Below are 17,272 nucleotides of genomic sequence, written 5' to 3' on the forward strand. Positions count from 1 at the left end.
TGACGGTTACATCACGCGCGCTGCAGCTTCACCGGCTCGCTCCGCGCCAGACGCAGGAAATGCGCCATGAAGGGCTCGGTCACATCCTCCTCCCGCGTCGCGGCGTAGAGGCGTTTCGTCAGCCCCCCCTCCGTCACCGGGCGGGTGATGTAGTCGGGCTGATATTTCACCTCGCGCAGCACCCAGTCGGGCAGCACCGAAACCCCGCGCCCCGCCGCGACGAGCATCAGGATCACCGCGGTCAGCTCCACCTGACGATGCGCCTTCGGCTCGACATGCGCGGGGGTGAGCAGCATCGAGAAAACGTCCGACCGCGCGCGATCGACCGGATAGGTGATCAGCGTCTGATCGGCGAAATCCTCCGCCACGACGAAGGGCTTCGCGGCGAGCGGCGAGGTCGAGGCGGCGATGAAGGTCGGCGCGTAGTCGAAGAGCGGGTTGAAGGTGATCCCCTCGAGCTTTTCCGGGTCGGAGGAGATCACGAGGTCCACCTCCTCACGCGCGAGCGCGGCCAGCGCGGTGAAGGCGAGGCCCGGGCGGATGTCGATGTCGATCTCGGGCCAGGCGCGGCGGAACTGTTCGAGCACCGGAAAGAGCCAGTCGAAACAGGCGTGGCATTCGATCGCGATATGCAGCCGCCCGGCGCGCCCTTCGCGCAGCGCGGCGAATTCCGCCTCGGTGGCCTCGACCTCGGGCAGGATCCGTTCGGCGAGGCGCAAAAGCTTCATCCCCGCCGCCGAAAGCCGCAAGGGCTTCGAACGGCGCACGAAAAGCTCGACCCCGGCCTGATCCTCGATCCCCTTCACCTGATGCGAAAGCGCCGATTGCGTGATATGAAGGATGTCGGCCGCACGGGCGAGTCCGCCCGCATCGTGGATCGCCTTGATCGTTCGGAGGTGCCGGAACTCGAGGTGCATCTTGAGGAAGAACTCATAAACTTCTTGAAGATTATGAGTTTGTCTCACATCCGCGAATCTGGCACAAGGGGGCCAACGAAAGGATGCCGCCATGACCACGCCGAAGATCAGTTTCGAGTTCTTCCCGCCGCAGACGCTCGACGCCTCGTTCCGGCTTTGGGAGACGGCGCAGCAGCTCGCGCCGCTGAAACCCGAATTCGTTTCCGTGACCTATGGCGCCGGCGGCACCACCCGCAAGCTCACGCATGAGGCAGTGGCGACGATCCACAAGAACTACGGCCTCAACGTCGCCGCGCATCTGACCTGCGTCGAGGCGACAAAGGCCGAGACGCTGGAGATCGTGAACTCCTATGCCGAGGCCGGCGTGACCGAGATCGTCGCGCTGCGCGGCGATCCGCCGAAGGGTCATGGCAAATTCACCCCCGCCGTCGACGGTTTCGCCAGCTCGGTCGAGCTGATCGAGGCGCTGGCGCAGGATGGCCGCTTCACCATCCGCTGCGGCGCCTATCCCGAACCGCATCCGGAGGCCGCCGATGCGCTCGCCGACGTGCGCTGGCTCAAGCGCAAGACGGAGGCGGGCGCCACCTCGGCGATCACCCAGTTCTTCTTCGAGGCGGAGACCTTCTTCCGCTTCCGCGACGCCTGCGTGAAGGAAGGGATCACCGCGAAGATCATCCCCGGCATCCTGCCGATCCAGTCGTGGAAGGGCGCGAAGGCCTTCGCCCAGCGCTGCGGCACCTCGATTCCCGCCTGGGTCGAGGAGGCCTTCGAGGCCGCGATCCGCGACGGGCGCGAGAGCCTGCTCGCCACCGCGCTTTGCACCGAGCTTTGCGACAATCTGATCGCGGGCGGGGTCGAGGATCTGCATTTCTACACGCTCAACCGGCCGCAGATGACCCGCGACGTCTGCCACGCGCTGGGCGTCACCCCGGATGTGACGCTCGAGAACGTCGCCTGAAAGTGACGTAACGGAATGAGCGCAAGGGGGCCTCGGCCCCCTTTTCGCTGTCTGCCGTCACGTTAGGCTCCCGCGCAAAGGGAGACGCCGATGACCGAACCGAAATATGCCGAAAACCCCGGGGATTTCCTGCCGCTCGCAGCGCTGCGGGAGATGACCGGGCTTGCCTTCATGCAGAAGGTGGTCGCTGGCGAGGTGCCGACGATGGCGCTCGCGCGCGAGATGAACTACCGGCTGAGCCATGTCGAGGAGGGGCTCGCCGAGGTCCGCGGCACGCCGGAATTCCGTCATTCCAACGCTTTCGGCGGCGTGCATGGCGGCTGGTACGGCGCCGTGCTCGACACCTGCCTGACCTGCGCGGTGATCACCGGCCTGCCGCGCGGGCAGTTCCAGACGACGCTCGAATACAAGGTCAACCTGCTGCGCGCGATCCCGATCGGCGCCGAGGTGATCGGCACCGGGCGGCTCGAACATCTCGGGCGCTCAACCGGGATCGCGCGCGGCGAGATCCGCGGCGCGGCCGACGGGCGGCTCTACGCGCTCGGCACCGCCACCTGCTTCGTCATGGGCGAGGCGGTCTGAGCCGCCCGCGCGCCGCAACCGCAGGATCTGCGGCGCGCGATTGGCAAGCCAGGGCCGGATCGTGAGCCACCATTCGCGCCCGGCGACGAAGGCGGTCTCGTGGATCCGCTCCGACGGGTCGCGGCCGACGACGCGCGGCGCGCGCAGCAGGAAAAGCCGCCCCCAGCCATGCCAGGAGCCGACCGAGGGCGCCTCCGCGTCGATCGGGAAATCGGTGCGCCAATCCGCCGGCAGCGCGAGGCCCACCGCCTCCGCCCGCCCCAGCATCCAGGCCAGCGGAATGTTGGCGAGCGGGCGCGCCGCCTCCGCCCCGGAAAGCTGGCCGCCGATATCGGCGTGACAGCCGCGGAACCAGACCTGCTCGATGCGCGTGGCGTCGCTTTCGCCGCTCGCCCAGACCAGCGGTTCGAGCACCGAGCGCGTCTCGTGCAGCGCCAGCGCCTGCACCCCGTGGCGCACCGAGGGGCCGAGGCGATGGTCGTGGAACCGGTAGCGGCGCGGTAGGAACATCCACAGGAAGGGCCAGCGGAAGCCGAGCGCGGCGACGGTGTCGAAGGCGCCGACCATCTCGATCGTCACCTCGGCATGGCAATGCGCGTGGCGAAAGGCGACGGGCGAGGCCTCCCCCTCGTAATGGCGCCAGGCGAGGGTGACGTTGCGCTCCGTCGCCTCCTCCGGCCGCAGAAGGCCCACCCGGTCGATCAGCCCGGCGAGCGAACGCGCGGCAAAGGCGCCCCGCGAATAGCCGATCAGAAAGATCCGGTCCCCCGGCCGGTAGCGCATCGCAAGCCAGCCATAGGCGCGCAGGATCTGCGCATCGACGCCCCAGCCCAGCCAGACGTCGCGCAGATCGCGCCATTCGCGATATTGCAGCCCCTGCCCGTAATAGAGCGAGGCGCGCGGCACCCGCCGGCGCAGGTAGCGATAGAGGATGCCGATCGAGGTCAGCCGCGCCTCGTCGAGCGCGCCCATCGTGCCGTCGAGCAGGATCACATGGTCGACCGGCCCGCGCCCGGCAGCCACCGGCACCTGTTCCACCGGCGGGCGGAACCGGCGCCTGATCGCCGACAGAAGCCTTTCGAACAGGCCGCGCACTGCATCCCCCCGATGCTGAAAAAACCTTGCCCCAAGGATAGGGCAAGGTTCGTTAACGTTCATTGACCTTTGCGTGAAATCGCCCGGCGCCGCGGCGTCAGGCGCCGCCCCTGCTCAGCCCTTGAGCGCGAGCGCCGTCATGATCTCCAGCGAACCAAAGCCGTTGAAGCGCGTGTTGGTCGCCGCGGAATAGGCGCCCATGCCCTGGATCACGAGGAAATCGCCCTCGGCGAGATCGCCGGGCAGCGCCACCTCCCCCGGCATCCGGTCGACCGAATCACAGGTCGGGCCGAAGACCACACGCCCGACCGGCGCACCCGTGCGGGCGATCCCCTCGGGCGAGACCGCCTCGATCCGGTCGATCGCGCCGATCAGCGGCATCTCCGCCAGCGTGCCATAGACCCCGTCGTTGAGGAAAACGTGGCTCTCGTCGCGCAGCGCCTTCACCCGGGTGACGAGCGCGAAAGCATCGCCGACGAGGCCGCGCCCCGGCTCGCAGACAAGCTGCGGGCGGGCGGCGCCGAAGGCCTCGGTCGCGACGCGGTCGATCAGCGCGAAGATCTCCTCGAGCGCGGGGGCGGCACCGGCGCGGCGATGGCTCGGAAAGCCGCCGCCGACATTGAGCCGCGCGGCGGTCACGCCGGCCTCGGCGCAGATCTGTGCGGCGGTGCGGATATAGGCGCCCCAGGCCTCCGGATCGGTGCATTGCGTGCCCGGGTGGAAGGTGAGCGAGGGGGTGAACCCCGCCTCCGCCACGCGGCGCAGCAGCACGGCGGCCAGCTCCGCCGAGGCGCCGAATTTCGCGCCGAAGTCATAGGCCGCCCCGGCCACCGGCAGCTTGAAACGCACCGAGATCTCGCAGCCCTCGGCGGGCACCATCTCGATCAGCTTTTCCAGTTCGGAGCGCGAATCCACCGACCAGCTCTTCACCCCCGCCTTCACCGCATGGGCGATCTCGGCGCGGGCGCGCACCGGGTTGTGGTAATGCAGCGCCGCCCCCGGGGCGAGGCGCCGCACGAGGTCGATCTCGAAAGGCGAGGCGACGTCGAAGCCGCGGATCCCCGCGGCGACGAGGTTCTGGATCACCATCTCCTCGGGGTTCGACTTCACCGCGAAGGTGACAAGCCCCGGAAAACCCTTGACGAAGCGGCGCGCCGAGGCCTGCAACGCGGCCGGCGAGAACACCAGCACCGGGTTCTCGGGCCGCTTGTGACGGATGATTTCGGACGGTTGCGCCCAGATAGTCTTCGACAGTCCCATCGGCTTCTCCCTCGCCAACAGAATGCAGCCACCTCTTGCCCCGGCTTGACGGGTCGGGAGACGCTTGCGCGTTTCAACCATACCCGGGCCAGGTGCGTATGAGCCGCCCTTTTCCCGTCTTTTCAGTTTGCGCTAAATGGGGCACGTTTTCACCGATCAAAAGAGTAGATTTGTGGCGCATTGTCGTTACAATGACGAAACAACCGGTCAAATTGCAGGTGAGACGATGGATGAGCTCGATACGGCGATCCTCGGGCTGCTTTCGGGCGACGCCCGGATGTCGGTGGCGGTGCTGGCGCGGCGGCTGAAGGTCGCGCGCTCGACGATCCAGGCCCGGCTCGAGCGGCTGGAGACCTCGGGCGTGATCGCGGGCTATACCGTCAAGCTGGGCGAGGCGGCGCGGGCCGGGCGGCTGCGCACCACCGTGCTGCTCACGATCGAGCCGCGCGCGCAGGCCGCGATCCTGACCCGGCTGAAGGCGATCCCCGAGGTCGAGCGGATCTCGACCACCTCGGGGCGCGTCGACATTCTGCTGCAGGTCGCCGCCAATTCGACGACGCAGCTCGACAATGTGCTCGACCAGATCGGCGAGATGCAGGGGGTGAAAAGCTCCGAAAGCCTGATCCACCTCTCGACGAAACTCGACCGGGCGGTGTGACCCCTCCTGTTTCCCTAGGGGAAACGTGATAGAATGCCCCCGATGCGGAGGAAATTTCCACGTCCTGGCACGGCAATCCCTGCTGGTTCGAACTGTCGACCGGAAATCTCGACGCGGCGGCGGAGTTCTACGGCGCCCTTTTCGGCTGGGTGGTGGGCGTGAGCGCGCTTTCCGCCTTCGACTATCGCCTCGCCGCCTGCGGCAATGACATGGTCGCGGGGATGATCCCGCTGGCGATGGTGCAGCCCGGCGTGCCGCCGAACTGGAAGATCTACCTCGCCGTCGACGATTGCGACGCCACCGCCGCCCGCGCCGAGGCCGAGGGCGGCAAGGTGCTGAAGGCCCCCGCCGACATCCCCGGCACCGGGCGTTTCGCCGTGCTCGCCGATCCGCAGGGGGCGCGCTTCGGCATCCTGCAGCCGGCGCCGATGGAAAACCCGCCCGAACGCGGCGCCTTCGAACAGGGCCGCAATGGCCACGGCAACTGGATCGAGCTGATGAGCACCGATCCGGGCGCGGCGCTCGGCTTTTACGGCACGCTCTTCGGCTGGACCGAGGATCGCGTCATGCCGATGGGGGAGATGGGCGGCTACCACATCTTTGCCCACGGGGCGGCGCAGATCGGCGGCATGATGGGCCTTGGCCCCGCACCGATGCCGCATTGGCTGCCCTATTTCGGCGTCGCGGATGTGGCCGCCACGATCGCGACCGCCACCGCGCGCGGTGCTCTGCTCAAATTCGGCCCGCAGGAGGTGACCGGCCCCGCGCTGATTGCCGTGCTCTGCGATCCGCAGGGCGCGCATTTCGCCGTGGTCGGCCCGAAACCCTGAGCAGTCTGCGGCAAAGGCTTTTCCTTGCAGGGCCTGCACGCTAAAGAGCGTCAAGCCCGAAAGGATCAGACCGATGACGATGGAAACCAAGTTCGACGCGCGCGAAGCCGAGCCGCGGATCTATGCGAAATGGGAAGAGGCCGGCGCCTTCAAGGCCGGCGCCAATGCCTCCCGCCCGGAAACCTTCTGCATCATGATCCCGCCGCCCAACGTCACCGGCGCGCTCCATGTCGGCCATGCCTTCAACAACACGATCCAGGACATCCTGATCCGCTGGCACCGGATGCGCGGCTTCGACACGCTCTGGCAGCCCGGGCAGGATCACGCCGGCATCGCCACTCAGCTGATGGTGGAGAAGGAACTGGCCAAGACCGGCCAGCCGAAGCGCACGGACCTTGGCCGCGAGGCCTTCCTCGAAAAGGTCTGGGAGTGGAAGGGCAAATACGGCTCGACCATCATCAACCAGCTGAAGCGGCTGGGCTCGTCCTGCGACTGGTCGCGCAACGCCTTCACCATGTCGGGCGCCCCGGGCGCGCCGGCGGGCGAGGAGGGCAATTTCCACGATGCCGTGATCAAGGTCTTCGTGGAGATGTACAACAAGGGCCTGATCTACCGCGGCAAGCGGCTGGTGAACTGGGACCCCCATTTCGAGACCGCGATCTCCGACCTCGAGGTCGAGAATATCGAGGTCGCGGGTCATATGTGGCACTTCAAATACCCGCTCGCGGGCGGGGCGACCTATACCTATGTCGAGAAGGACGAAGAGGGGAACGTCCTCTTCACCGAGGAACGCGATTACATCTCGATCGCCACGACGCGCCCCGAGACGATGCTGGGCGACGGCGCGGTGGCGGTGCATCCCTCGGACGAGCGTTACGCGCCGATCGTCGGCATGCTCTGCGAGATCCCGGTGGGGCCGAAGGAACACCGCCGCCTGATCCCGATCATCACCGACGAATACCCCGATCCGACCTTCGGCTCGGGCGCGGTGAAGATCACCGGCGCGCATGATTTCAACGACTATCAGGTGGCGAAACGCGCGGGTCTGCCGATGTATCGCCTGCTCGACACCAAGGGCGCGATGCGTGCCGATGGCGCGAGCTACAACACCTGCGCCACCCGCGCGATGGAGATCTCGAAGGGCGCGGCGTTCACCGAGGCCGAGGTCGACACGCTGAACCTCGTGCCCGAGGAGCTGCGCGGTCTCGACCGGTTCGAGGCGCGCAAGGCGGTTGTTGAGGCGATCACCCGCGAGGGGCTTGCCGTGATGGTGCCGGAAAACGATCCGCGCCTTGGCAAGGCCGCCGCGAAGGCCCCGGTCGAAAGCGAGGAAGGCGGCGACGAGCGCGACGAGCCGCAGACCCTCGTGCCGCTGGTCGAGGCGAAGCCGATCATGCAGCCCTTCGGCGATCGCTCGAAGGTGGTGATCGAGCCGATGCTGACCGACCAGTGGTATGTTGACGCGGAAAAGATCGTCGGCAAGGCGCTCGACGCCGTGCGCAACGGCGACACCGTCATCATGCCCGAGGCGGGCGAGAAGACCTATTACCACTGGCTGGAAAACATCGAGCCCTGGTGCATCTCGCGCCAGCTCTGGTGGGGACACCAGATCCCGGTGTGGTATGGGCCGAAGCAGCGCTGCGACGGTATCGTTCCGAACCCGGAGCGCATCGCCTTGATGGCGAAGCACAATCACGGGGAATATGCCGTGTTCTGTGCGCCCAGCTTCGCGGCGGCCAAGGAACAGGCCGAGGCCTATTATGCCACGTTCTCGGACGGGATCGAGGTGATCGAGGCCGCCTCGGAAGATGAGGTCAAGACGCTCTTTAGTCCGAAGCGCATGCCGATCTTCCGCGATCCCGACGTGCTCGACACCTGGTTCTCCTCGGGCCTCTGGCCGATCGGCACGCTCGGCTGGCCGAACTGGGACGAGAGCACCTCGAAATATTTCCCGACCGATGTGCTCGTCACCGGCTTTGACATCCTCTTCTTCTGGGTCGCCCGGATGATGATGATGCAGCTGGCCGTCGTCGACCAGGTGCCCTTCCACACCGTCTACCTGCACCAGCTCGTGCGCGACGAGAAGGGCAAGAAGATGTCGAAGACCACGGGCAACGTGATCGACCCGCTGGAGATCATCGACGAATTCGGCGCCGACGCGCTGCGTTTCACCAATACCTCGATGGCGGCGATCGGTGGCGTGCTGAAGCTCTCGAAGGACCGGATCGCGGGCTATCGCAACTTCGGCACGAAGATCTGGAACGCCACGCGCTTTGCCGAAATGAACGGCGTGTTCGAGGGGCCGGCGGGCGCGATGCCGACGCCCACGCATACCGTGAACAAGTGGATCATCGGCGAGACGGCGAAGACCCTTGCCGCGGTGGATGCGGCCTTTGGCAGCTATCGTTTCAACGAGGCGGCGCTGGCGCTGTATGGTTTTGTCTGGGGCAAGGTCTGCGACTGGTATGTCGAATTCGCGAAGCCCCTCTTCGATGGGCCGGAGGCGGAGGAAACCCGCGCGACGATGCGCTGGGTGCTCGATCAGTGCTATATCCTGCTGCACCCGATCATGCCCTTCATCACCGAGGAGCTCTGGGGGCTCACCGCGCCCGAGGGCGGCCGCGCGAAGATGCTCGTGCATGCCGACTGGCCGAGCTATGGCGCGGAACTGATCGACGCCGAGGCCGACCGCGAGATGAACTGGGTCATTGATCTGATCGAGACGATCCGCTCGGCGCGCACGCAGATGGGTGTGCCGGTGGGGCTGAAACTGCCGATGGTGCTCGCCGAGGCCGACGGCGCCGCGCGTGCCGCGATCGCGGGGAACGAGGCGCTGATCCTGCGCCTTGCGCGGATCGACAGCGTGACCGAAACCGCGGTGCCGAAAGGCGCGATCTCGATCCCGGTCGCCGGCGCGCTCTTCGGGCTGCCGCTCGAAGGGGTGATCGATGTCAAGGCGGAGAAGGCGCGTCTCGAGAAATCGCTCGCCAAGCTGCAGAAGGAAGCCGCGGGGCTGAAGGCCAAGCTCGACAATCCGAAATTCCTCGCCAATGCCTCGGAAGAGGTGATCGAGGAAAGCCGCGACAACCTGGCCGCGCGCGAGGACGAGGCGGCGAAGGTCGCGGCGGCGGTGAAACGTCTGGCCGAGCTCGGCTGAGCCCGGCCGGGGAAGCCTCCGGCGGGGATATTTGAGCACTTTGGAAACGAGGCCCGGGGGCGATCCCGGGCCTTTCTGTTGAGCGCGGACGCTCCGCGGGGGATATTTGACCTCTATAGAAGTCGGGGCTTTTTCTTGGCCCAAATACTCGAAAATCCTCAGCCGAAATCGGGCGCACGGCCAGCCATATTGGCCGCGATCACTGCCATCTGGTCGGGCTTGCCGATCAGATCGGTCTGCTCGCGGCTCTCGGTCAGCAGCACCTCGGCCTCGGGCGCGGTATAGGCCCGGGTCACCAGCCGTTTCGCGGCGCGGATCGCGGAGGGGGAGCGGCCGGCGATCGCCTGCGCAAGATCAAGCGCCCGGGCACGGGGATCCTCTGCGATCTCGGTCACCAGACCGATGCGCTGCGCCTCCTCCGCCGCGATCTCCTCGGCGCTGTAGGTCAGCCGGCGCAGCTGATCGGCGCGGATCAGTTCGGGCAGCGTCACCATCCCCCCCATGTCAGGCACGAGGCCCCATTTCATCTCCATCACCGAAAGCCGCGTGCCGGGGGCGGCGACGCGCAGATCGGCCCCGGCGGCGAGTTGCAGCCCCGCGCCGAAGGCCACGCCGTGCAGCGCCGCGATCACCGGCACCGGCAGCGCGCGCCAGGCAAGGGAGAACTGCTGGAACCGGTTCGCCGCGCCATGCTCGCGCGGCATGATCAGCGCCTCGGGGTCGCCCATCGCGAGCGCCGCGAAATTCGCGACGTCGAGCCCGGCGCAAAAGGCGCGCCCCTGCCCGCTCAGCACCACCGCGCGCAGGTCGTCGCGCGCCGCCAGCATGTCCGCCGCGGCGATCACCTCGGCGATCATCTCCATCGAAACGGCGTTCATCTTCTCGGGCCGGGCAAGGGCAAGCTCGGCCACCCTGCCGTGCCAGGTAATCTCGATCTGGGCCATGGTCTCCTCCTCTTTGCCGCCACCCTAGCAGCGCCGCGCCCCCGCGCGAGTGCTGACGCCACGCCCATGACGCAACGAAATCTTCTTGCCCGAAATCGCGTTTGCCCGTAGCCAATCGCCATGACTGGACCGCGTTTCACCCCCCTGATCGAGAGCCTTCCCGCCACCGTGCCCTTCGTCGGGCCCGAAACGCAGGAGCGCCGCCTTGGCCATGCCTTCGCCGCGCGGCTCGGCGCGAACGAGAACGGCTTCGGCCCCTCGCCGCGCGCGATCGCCGCGATGGCGGCGGCGGCCGGCGAGGCGTGGAAATACGGCGATCCGGAGAACCACGACCTGAAGGCGGCGCTCGCCGCGCAGCATCACTGCCGGCCGGAAAACATCGTGGTGGGCGAGGGGATCGACGGGCTCCTGGGCTATCTCTGCCGGCTCGTGATCGAGCCCGGCGATGAGGTCGTGACCTCGGAGGGCGCCTATCCGACCTTCAATTTCCACGTCGCGGGCTATGGCGGCGTGCTGCACAAGGTGCCCTATGCGGGCGATGCCGAAGACCCCGAGGCGCTGCTGGCGAAGGCCGCCGAGGTCGCGCCGAAGCTGATCTATATCGCCAACCCCGACAATCCGATGGCCTCGCATCACCCCGGCACCACGATCGCGGCGATGGTCGAGCGCGTACCCGAGGGCAGCCTGCTCATCGTCGACGAAGCCTATGTCGAGCTCGCGCCCGAGGGCACCGCGGCGCCGATCGACGCGGACGATCCGCGGGTGATCCGGATGCGCACCTTTTCCAAGGCGCATGGGCTGGCCGGCGCGCGCGTGGGCTATGCGATCGGGGCGGCGCCGCTGATCCAGGCCTTCGACAAGATCCGCAACCATTTCGGCATGTGCCGGATTTCCCAGGCCGGCGCGCTCGCCGCGCTTTCCGACACCACCTGGCAGGCCTATATGCGCCGCCTCGTCGGCGCCGCGCGTGATCGCATCGGCGCCATCGCGCGGGCGAACGGGCTCACCCCCCTGCCCTCCGCCACCAATTTCGTCGCGATCGACTGCGGGCGCGACGGCGCCTTCGCGCGGCGCGTGCTCGAGGAACTGACCGCGGCCGATATCTTCGTGCGGATGCCGGGCGTCGCGCCGCTCGACCGCTGCATCCGCGTCTCCTGCGGGCCCGAGGCGGAGATGGAAGCCTTCGCAGCCGCGCTGCCCGGCGCACTCGCGCGCGCCCGCGACCTGCCGTCACGTTGACCCCCAGCGCCGGGCGGGGCACTCGGGTCTCTGGAAAAGATACATTCCAGAGAAAGGATATCCCGATGCGCCAGTCCCTGCTGATGGAGAAATACCCGGTCTACGACCTCACCCTGCCGAAGGCGGAGACCTCCTGCGCCACGGTCGACGACATCATCGCCGCGCTGAAGGCGAAGATCGACGCCCATCCGAAGGTCGCCTATATCGCCACCTTCGACCATTACGCGCATACGCAGGCGATCGGCGGCACCATCGCCGACACGATCAAGGATGCGAAGAACATCGTCTTCTGCTTTGGCATGATGCTGCCCAATGCCGCGGTGCTCGCGGTGCGGCCGCGCGCGATCGGCGTGGCCGATACGGGCGAGGCCTTCCACATCACCTTCCTCGAACCGCCGATGGAAATGGCGACGAAGGAGATGGAAGCCTGGTGCAAGGCGCTCGCCGACAAGGCCTGAGTCGTGGTGGGCGGCGGGGTGCCGCCGCTCACAAAAGCCTCTCTCAGTGGTGATTTGCCGCAGCCCGTCTCGAAGCGCACCTTCCCCTCACCGGGAACAGGAGACGCAGATGAGCAGAATCAACCGCACCCGACGCATCGCGATGCTCAGCCCCATCGCCTTCGCCCTCGCCTTTGGCGCCTATGCGCAGGAAACCAATGCCGCGCAGGGCTTCACCCCCGCCGCGGCCACAGCGACCGCCGATGCCGCCCCCTCCACCGCCGCCTTCATGATGGCGAGCGCGAAGCTGCGCGACGCCGCCGCGACGCCCTATACCGGTGATGCCGACCTGGATTTCGTGCATGCGATGATCCCGAGCCATGAGGGCACGGTCGAAATGGCCAAGGTCGCGCGCGACTATGGCGACGATCCGGAGGTCCGGATGATGGCCGAGAAGATGATCGAACAGCAGCAGGCCGATCTCGACTGGATGGTCGGCTGGCTCGAGAAACACGGCAACCAGTAAGCCTTTGCTCTCCCCCTCCGGCTGTCGCCCCTTCGGCCGGAGGATGTCGGGCGGCGCGGTCTTCCCCTGCCGCGTCGCCCGCACAAACCGCCTATTTGCCGGCGCAGACCGCCGCCGCCGCGGCAAGCCCGCCGCGCGCATGCGGGATCTCGAGCGCCTGCATCCCGGCTTCCATCACCGCGAGCACGCCGAGCGTCATATGCGCGTTGACATGGCCCATATGGGCGACGCGCAGGAAATCGTCGCCCTCGGGCGCGCCAAGCTCGGCCATGCCAAGCCCGATGCCGAGCGTCACCCCCGCCTCCGCCTCGCACCAGCGCCGCAGCGCCGTCGCGCCGCCGCCACCGATCCGCGCCGCGGTGACCGAATGGCCGCGCCAGTCAGGGTTCACCACGTTGAGTTCGATGTCGCCGCCCTGCCCCCAGGTGTCGAAGGCCGCCCAGACCGCGCGCGAAAGCACCTCGTGGCGCTTCCAGACCGCGGGCAGCCCCTCCTCGTCGAGGATCATCGGCAGCGACTCGGCGAGCCCGAAGAGGTGATGCGTCGGCGCGGTGCCGGCGAAATGCTCGTAGTAGAACTGCGGGAAGGCGCGCGGCGTCCAGTCCCAATAGGGCGTGCGCAGATCGGCGCCCTTGGTCGCCGCCAGTGCCTTGTCGGAGAACCAGACGAAGCCGAGACCCGGCGGCACCATCAGCCCCTTCTGGCTGGCCGCGACCATCACGTCGACGCCCCAGTCGTCGAAGCGGAACTCGTCGCAGCCGAGCGAGGCGATGCAATCGACGGCGAGCAGCGCCGGATGCCCCGCCGCGTCGATCGCCGCGCGCACCGCGGCGACGTCGTTCAAAATCGAGGTCGCGGTGTCGAGATGGGTGAGCAGCACGACCTTGATCTCATGGCCTCGATCGGCGCGCAGCGCCGCCTCGACGCGGGCGGGATCGACCGGCGCCTTCAGCCCGAAGTCGATCATCTCGACCCCGATCCCCATCGCCCGCGCATGCCCCGCCCAGTTCACGCCGAACCGCCCGGTCGCCAGCGAAAGCGCCTTGTCGCCGCGCGAGAACAGGTTCGCGATCGCCGCCTCCCAGGTGCCGTGGCCATTGCCGATGTAGATCGCGACATGCGCGGTCGAGAGCGCGACGCGGCGCAGGTCGGTGACGATCCGGTTCGTCATGTCGACGATGTCGCCCTCGTAGATGTTCGGCGCGGCCCGGTGCATCGCGGCAAGCACCCGGTCCGGCATCGCCGAGGGGCCGGGAATGGCGAGATAGGGACGGCCGTGCGCGAGGCTCATGGTTCACTCCTGCGGAAGATACCCGTCCGGGGTAATGAACCGCGCCCGGAGGGTCAACGCCGCGGATGTATCGGGCACAAACCGGGCTTGCTTGCCGGGCGGGCGCATTCGCGCTAGATCGGCAGGAACCGCGCCACGAGGCGCCAAAGCCGAGGTCCGCGTGCCCGAGTCCCCCGAAACACCCTATGGATCGCGCGAACTCTTCGGCCGGATGTGGCGCAGCTACCTGCGCCGGCACTGGCCGAAGATGGCGGCCGCGATGGTGCTGATGGTGATCGAGGGCTCGACGCTCGGCGCGCTGAGCGCGATGCTCGAACCGCTCTTCGACAAGGTGTTCCGCGGCGGCCATTCCGGCATGATCCCGCTCGTCGGCGGCGCGATCTTCGGCCTTTTCCTGATCCGCGCGGTGACCTCGGTCGGCTCCCGCGCGCTGCTTTCCGACGTGTCGCAGCGCTCCTCCTCCGACATGCAGGTCGATCTGGTGCGCCATATCCTCACCCTCGACCAGAGCTTCTTCCAGGAGAACCCGCCCGGCGCGCTGATCGAGCGGGTGCAGGGCGACACGCTGGCCGTGCAGGGCGTCTGGACGACCTTCATCACCGGCGCCGGGCGCGACGCGATCGCGCTCATTTCGCTTTTCGGCGTGGCGATCTCGATCGACCCGCGCTGGACGCTTGCCGCGCTGATCGGCGCGCCGCTCCTGATCCTGCCCACCGGCATGGCGCAGCGCTACATCCGCAAGAAGACGCGGCAGATGCGCGCCCAGGCGAGCCAGCGCGCGACCCGGCTCGACGAGGTGTTCCACGGCATCGCCGCGGTGAAGCTGAACCGGATGGAAGACTATCAGATCGGGCGGTTCGAGAAGCTCGTCGCCTTCATCCGCCGCGCGATGGTGAAGATGGCGGTGTCGCAGTCGATGATCCCGGCGCTGATCGACGTGGTCACCGGCTTCGGCTTCTTCGCGGTGCTGCTCCTTGGCGCGCCCGAGATCGTCGAGGGCAAGCGCACGGTGGGCGAATTCATGTCCTTCTTCACCGCGATGGCGCTCGCCTTCCAGCCGCTGCGCCGGCTCGGCGGCCTTGCCGGCACCTGGCAGACCGCGGCGGCCAGCCTCGAGCGGCTTTACCGCGTCTTCGACATCCGCCCGGCGATCACCTCCCCCGCCGCACCGCTGCCGGTTCCCGCGACGACCGCGATCGAGCTGCATGACGTGCGGCTCAGCTATGGCGCGAAACCGGTGCTGCGCGGGCTCAGCTTCACCGCCGAGGCGGGCAAGACCACCGCCCTCGTCGGCCCCTCCGGCGCGGGAAAGTCGAGCGTCTTCAACCTGCTCACCCGGCTCATCGACCCCGACAGCGGGCTGATCGCGGTGGGCGGCGTGCCGGTCACTGCGCTCGATCTCGGCGCGCTGCGCGACCTCTTCTCGGTCGTCACGCAGGATGCCGCGCTCTTCGACGAGACGATCCGCGAGAACGTTCTGCTCGGCCGCGCCGATGTGCCCGAGGCCGATCTCGCCCGCGCGCTCGACACCGCCCATGTCACCGAATTCACCGAGGCGATGCCGCTCGGCCTCGACACACCGGCGGGGCCGCGTGGCTCCGCGCTTTCGGGCGGGCAGCGCCAGCGCGTCGCCATCGCCCGCGCGGTGCTGCGCGATGCGCCGATCCTGCTTCTCGACGAGGCGACTTCGGCGCTCGACACCGCCTCGGAGGCGAAGGTGGCGCAGGCGCTCGACAAGCTCTCGGTCGGGCGCACCACGCTGGTGATCGCGCATCGCCTCTCGACCGTGCGCGACGCCGACAAGATCGTGGTGATCGTCGAGGGCCAGGTGGTGGAACAGGGCACGCATGACGAGCTCATCGCGCAGGGCGGCGCCTATGCCGGCCTGTGCCGGATGCAGCTTGTCGAGTGAGCCATGCGCCCCATATCGGGGCGAGGAGGCGATGATGCGCAAGATTTTCGAGATCACCGGCACGGACCGCGAGCATTTCCTGCAGGGCCTTGTCAGCAACGACGTGCGGCACCTCTCCGAGGGGCCGGTCTATGCCGCGCTGCTGACGCCGCAGGGGAAATACCTCGCCGATTTCCTGCTGGTCCCGCGGGGCGAGGCGATCCTGCTCGACATCGACGAAGGCATCGCCGAGGCGACGGTGAAGCGGCTGATGATGTATCGGCTGCGCGCCGATGTGCAGATCGCCCCCTCCGCGCTGCAGGTCTTCCGCGGCACTGGTGCGGCACCCGAGGGGGCCATCGCCGATCCGCGCGATCCGGCGCTCGGCTGGCGGCTTTACGGCGAAGCCTCGGGCGATGACGGCAGCGATTGGGATGCGATCCGCGTCGCGCATCTGATCCCCGAAACCGGGATCGAGCTGACGCCCGAGACCTATATCCTCGAGGCCGGGTTTGAGCGGCTGCATGGCGTCGATTTCCGCAAGGGCTGCTATGTCGGCCAGGAGGTCACGGCGCGGATGAAGCACAAGACCGAGCTGCGCAAGGGGCTCATGCGGCTGCGGATCGAGGGGAGCGCAGCGGTCGGAACCCCGATCGAGGCGGAGGGCAAACCGGTCGGCACGCTCTTCACGCAATCGGGCGGGCGGGCGCTTGCCCAGCTTCGGTTCGACCGGCTGGAGGGACCGCTGAACGCCGGCGCCGCACGGCTCTTCGCGGAATAGACTCTCCAGTTCACTTCTGCGCGAGCCATGCAGAGAAATCATGGGGATCGGCGCAGTCCTGCAAGGGGTGCAAAGCTCTCCGCCGCACCCGATCGCCGGCACAGCGGGGCGACGCGGGCCTCCGCAAACCCCTTTATTTCTTGGCTCCGGCCTTGACCCACCCCTTCGCGTGCCTACATATGCGCGGTTGTTTCCGCAAACAGCACCTAAATCCTGTGGGGAGCCCGCGAGAGGCATGTCACCGACGCATATCAGCCATGCCTTCGGAGCCATATCGAATCGGGGGCCAAGCGCCCTAGATGGCCCCCACGCCAGGAAACGCAAGAGCAATAAAAAAGGACGGAATAATGCGCGATTTCGTTGACGGCTCCGCATTCAACTATGAGCAAGGGCAAAGGGCGCGCAAGCTGTTCGCCGCCGTTGTGCTCGCTGCTCTCGATGATGCGATTGCCGATGACAAAAAATATGGCAACGGACCCGAACAGATCGCCCGCTGGGCGCGCTCGCGCGACGGGCGCGAGGTTCTGTCCTGTGCCGGCATCGACCCCAACGAACGCGTGGTGAAGGGCCTGATGGAATTCGTCTCGAAGGGCGTGCGGACCTCGGTCGCGCTCTCGCGGGAGGAAAGCGAGCGCCGGATGGCGGCGGAAGAGGCCGAGGCGGCCTGATCCGCCCCAGGCATCGAAAGTCAGACGGCGCGCCCTCG

The 17,272-nt window shown here is 67.6% G+C and carries 16 protein-coding genes; 11 read left to right on the forward strand and 5 right to left on the reverse strand.

Annotated features, from left to right (window positions below; translation table 11 throughout):
* Positions 1–11: 11 nt before the first annotated feature.
* A complete protein-coding gene (locus AB7U46_RS01540; RefSeq protein ID WP_428335165.1) occupies positions 12–917 on the reverse strand; it encodes a LysR family transcriptional regulator in 906 nt (301 codons plus the stop codon).
* A 91-nt stretch (positions 918–1,008) separates the two neighbouring features.
* Between AB7U46_RS01540 and metF the strand changes: the two genes are divergently transcribed.
* Both metF and AB7U46_RS01550 read left to right on the forward strand, forming a co-directional pair.
* Positions 1,009–1,875 carry a methylenetetrahydrofolate reductase [NAD(P)H] gene (gene metF / locus AB7U46_RS01545; protein ID WP_428335166.1) on the forward strand — a complete coding sequence of 289 codons (867 nt, stop codon included), beginning with the start codon at positions 1,009–1,011 and terminating at the stop codon, positions 1,873–1,875.
* A gap of 90 nt (positions 1,876–1,965) precedes the next feature.
* Complete coding sequence (locus AB7U46_RS01550) at positions 1,966–2,457, forward strand: PaaI family thioesterase (protein ID WP_428335167.1); 492 nt, start codon at positions 1,966–1,968, stop codon at positions 2,455–2,457.
* Here the strand turns inward: AB7U46_RS01550 and AB7U46_RS01555 are convergent.
* Together AB7U46_RS01555 and AB7U46_RS01560 are read right to left on the reverse strand one after the other, a co-directional pair.
* Entirely contained in the window at positions 2,359–3,552 is a 1,194-nt protein-coding gene (locus AB7U46_RS01555; RefSeq protein WP_428335168.1) for a DUF2235 domain-containing protein, read from the reverse strand. The genes AB7U46_RS01550 and AB7U46_RS01555 overlap by 99 nt on opposite strands.
* 114 nt (positions 3,553–3,666) lie before the next feature.
* Entirely contained in the window at positions 3,667–4,812 is a 1,146-nt protein-coding gene (locus tag AB7U46_RS01560; RefSeq protein WP_428335169.1) for a type III PLP-dependent enzyme, read from the reverse strand.
* 226 nt (positions 4,813–5,038) lie between these two features.
* Here AB7U46_RS01560 and AB7U46_RS01565 point away from each other — a divergent pair, with 226 nt between their 5' ends.
* From AB7U46_RS01565 to AB7U46_RS01575, 3 genes are all read left to right on the forward strand, one after another.
* The gene (locus AB7U46_RS01565; protein ID WP_428335170.1) at positions 5,039–5,470 is read left to right on the forward strand and encodes an Lrp/AsnC family transcriptional regulator; all 432 of its coding nucleotides are present in this window, start codon (positions 5,039–5,041) and stop codon (positions 5,468–5,470) included.
* Between the two features lie 92 nt (positions 5,471–5,562).
* Positions 5,563–6,300 (forward strand): VOC family protein, encoded by a 738-nt coding sequence (locus tag AB7U46_RS01570; protein ID WP_428335265.1) that lies wholly within the window; start codon positions 5,563–5,565, stop codon positions 6,298–6,300.
* Positions 6,301–6,373: 73 nt separating this feature from the next.
* Positions 6,374–9,457, forward strand: coding sequence for a valine--tRNA ligase (locus tag AB7U46_RS01575; RefSeq protein ID WP_428335171.1), 3,084 nt, complete (start codon positions 6,374–6,376; stop codon positions 9,455–9,457).
* 158 nt (positions 9,458–9,615) lie between these two features.
* On the opposite strand, the gene AB7U46_RS01580 is transcribed toward AB7U46_RS01575, so the two are convergent.
* Positions 9,616–10,401 carry a crotonase/enoyl-CoA hydratase family protein gene (locus AB7U46_RS01580; protein WP_428335172.1) on the reverse strand — a complete coding sequence of 262 codons (786 nt, stop codon included), beginning with the start codon at positions 10,399–10,401 and terminating at the stop codon, positions 9,616–9,618.
* A 120-nt stretch (positions 10,402–10,521) separates the two neighbouring features.
* Between AB7U46_RS01580 and AB7U46_RS01585 the strand changes: the two genes are divergently transcribed.
* The 3 genes from AB7U46_RS01585 (at position 10,522) to AB7U46_RS01595 (ending at position 12,603) form a co-directional block, all read left to right on the forward strand.
* The gene (locus tag AB7U46_RS01585) at positions 10,522–11,640 is read left to right on the forward strand and encodes a pyridoxal phosphate-dependent aminotransferase (RefSeq protein WP_428335173.1); all 1,119 of its coding nucleotides are present in this window, start codon (positions 10,522–10,524) and stop codon (positions 11,638–11,640) included.
* A gap of 65 nt (positions 11,641–11,705) precedes the next feature.
* Entirely contained in the window at positions 11,706–12,098 is a 393-nt protein-coding gene (locus tag AB7U46_RS01590) for a DUF6858 family protein (protein WP_428335174.1), read from the forward strand.
* Between the two features lie 109 nt (positions 12,099–12,207).
* Positions 12,208–12,603, forward strand: coding sequence for a DUF305 domain-containing protein (locus AB7U46_RS01595; RefSeq protein WP_428335175.1), 396 nt, complete (start codon positions 12,208–12,210; stop codon positions 12,601–12,603).
* Between the two features lie 91 nt (positions 12,604–12,694).
* On the opposite strand, the gene AB7U46_RS01600 is transcribed toward AB7U46_RS01595, so the two are convergent.
* The gene (locus AB7U46_RS01600) at positions 12,695–13,894 is read right to left on the reverse strand and encodes a pyridoxal-phosphate-dependent aminotransferase family protein (RefSeq protein ID WP_428335176.1); all 1,200 of its coding nucleotides are present in this window, start codon (positions 13,892–13,894) and stop codon (positions 12,695–12,697) included.
* Positions 13,895–14,054: 160 nt separating this feature from the next.
* Between AB7U46_RS01600 and AB7U46_RS01605 the strand changes: the two genes are divergently transcribed.
* The 3 genes from AB7U46_RS01605 to AB7U46_RS01615 all read left to right on the forward strand — a co-directional run bounded on the left by AB7U46_RS01605 (position 14,055) and on the right by AB7U46_RS01615 (position 17,234).
* Positions 14,055–15,806 (forward strand): ABC transporter ATP-binding protein, encoded by a 1,752-nt coding sequence (locus AB7U46_RS01605; RefSeq protein ID WP_428335177.1) that lies wholly within the window; start codon positions 14,055–14,057, stop codon positions 15,804–15,806.
* Between the two features lie 31 nt (positions 15,807–15,837).
* Positions 15,838–16,566, forward strand: coding sequence for a YgfZ/GcvT domain-containing protein (locus AB7U46_RS01610; RefSeq protein WP_428335178.1), 729 nt, complete (start codon positions 15,838–15,840; stop codon positions 16,564–16,566).
* A gap of 347 nt (positions 16,567–16,913) precedes the next feature.
* The gene (locus AB7U46_RS01615) at positions 16,914–17,234 is read left to right on the forward strand and encodes a DUF6280 family protein (protein ID WP_068765522.1); all 321 of its coding nucleotides are present in this window, start codon (positions 16,914–16,916) and stop codon (positions 17,232–17,234) included.
* The last annotated feature ends 38 nt before the right edge of the window (positions 17,235–17,272 follow it).

The sequence above is a fragment of the Paenirhodobacter sp. genome, from assembly GCF_050177655.1.
Taxonomy (GTDB): domain Bacteria; phylum Pseudomonadota; class Alphaproteobacteria; order Rhodobacterales; family Rhodobacteraceae; genus Rhodobacter.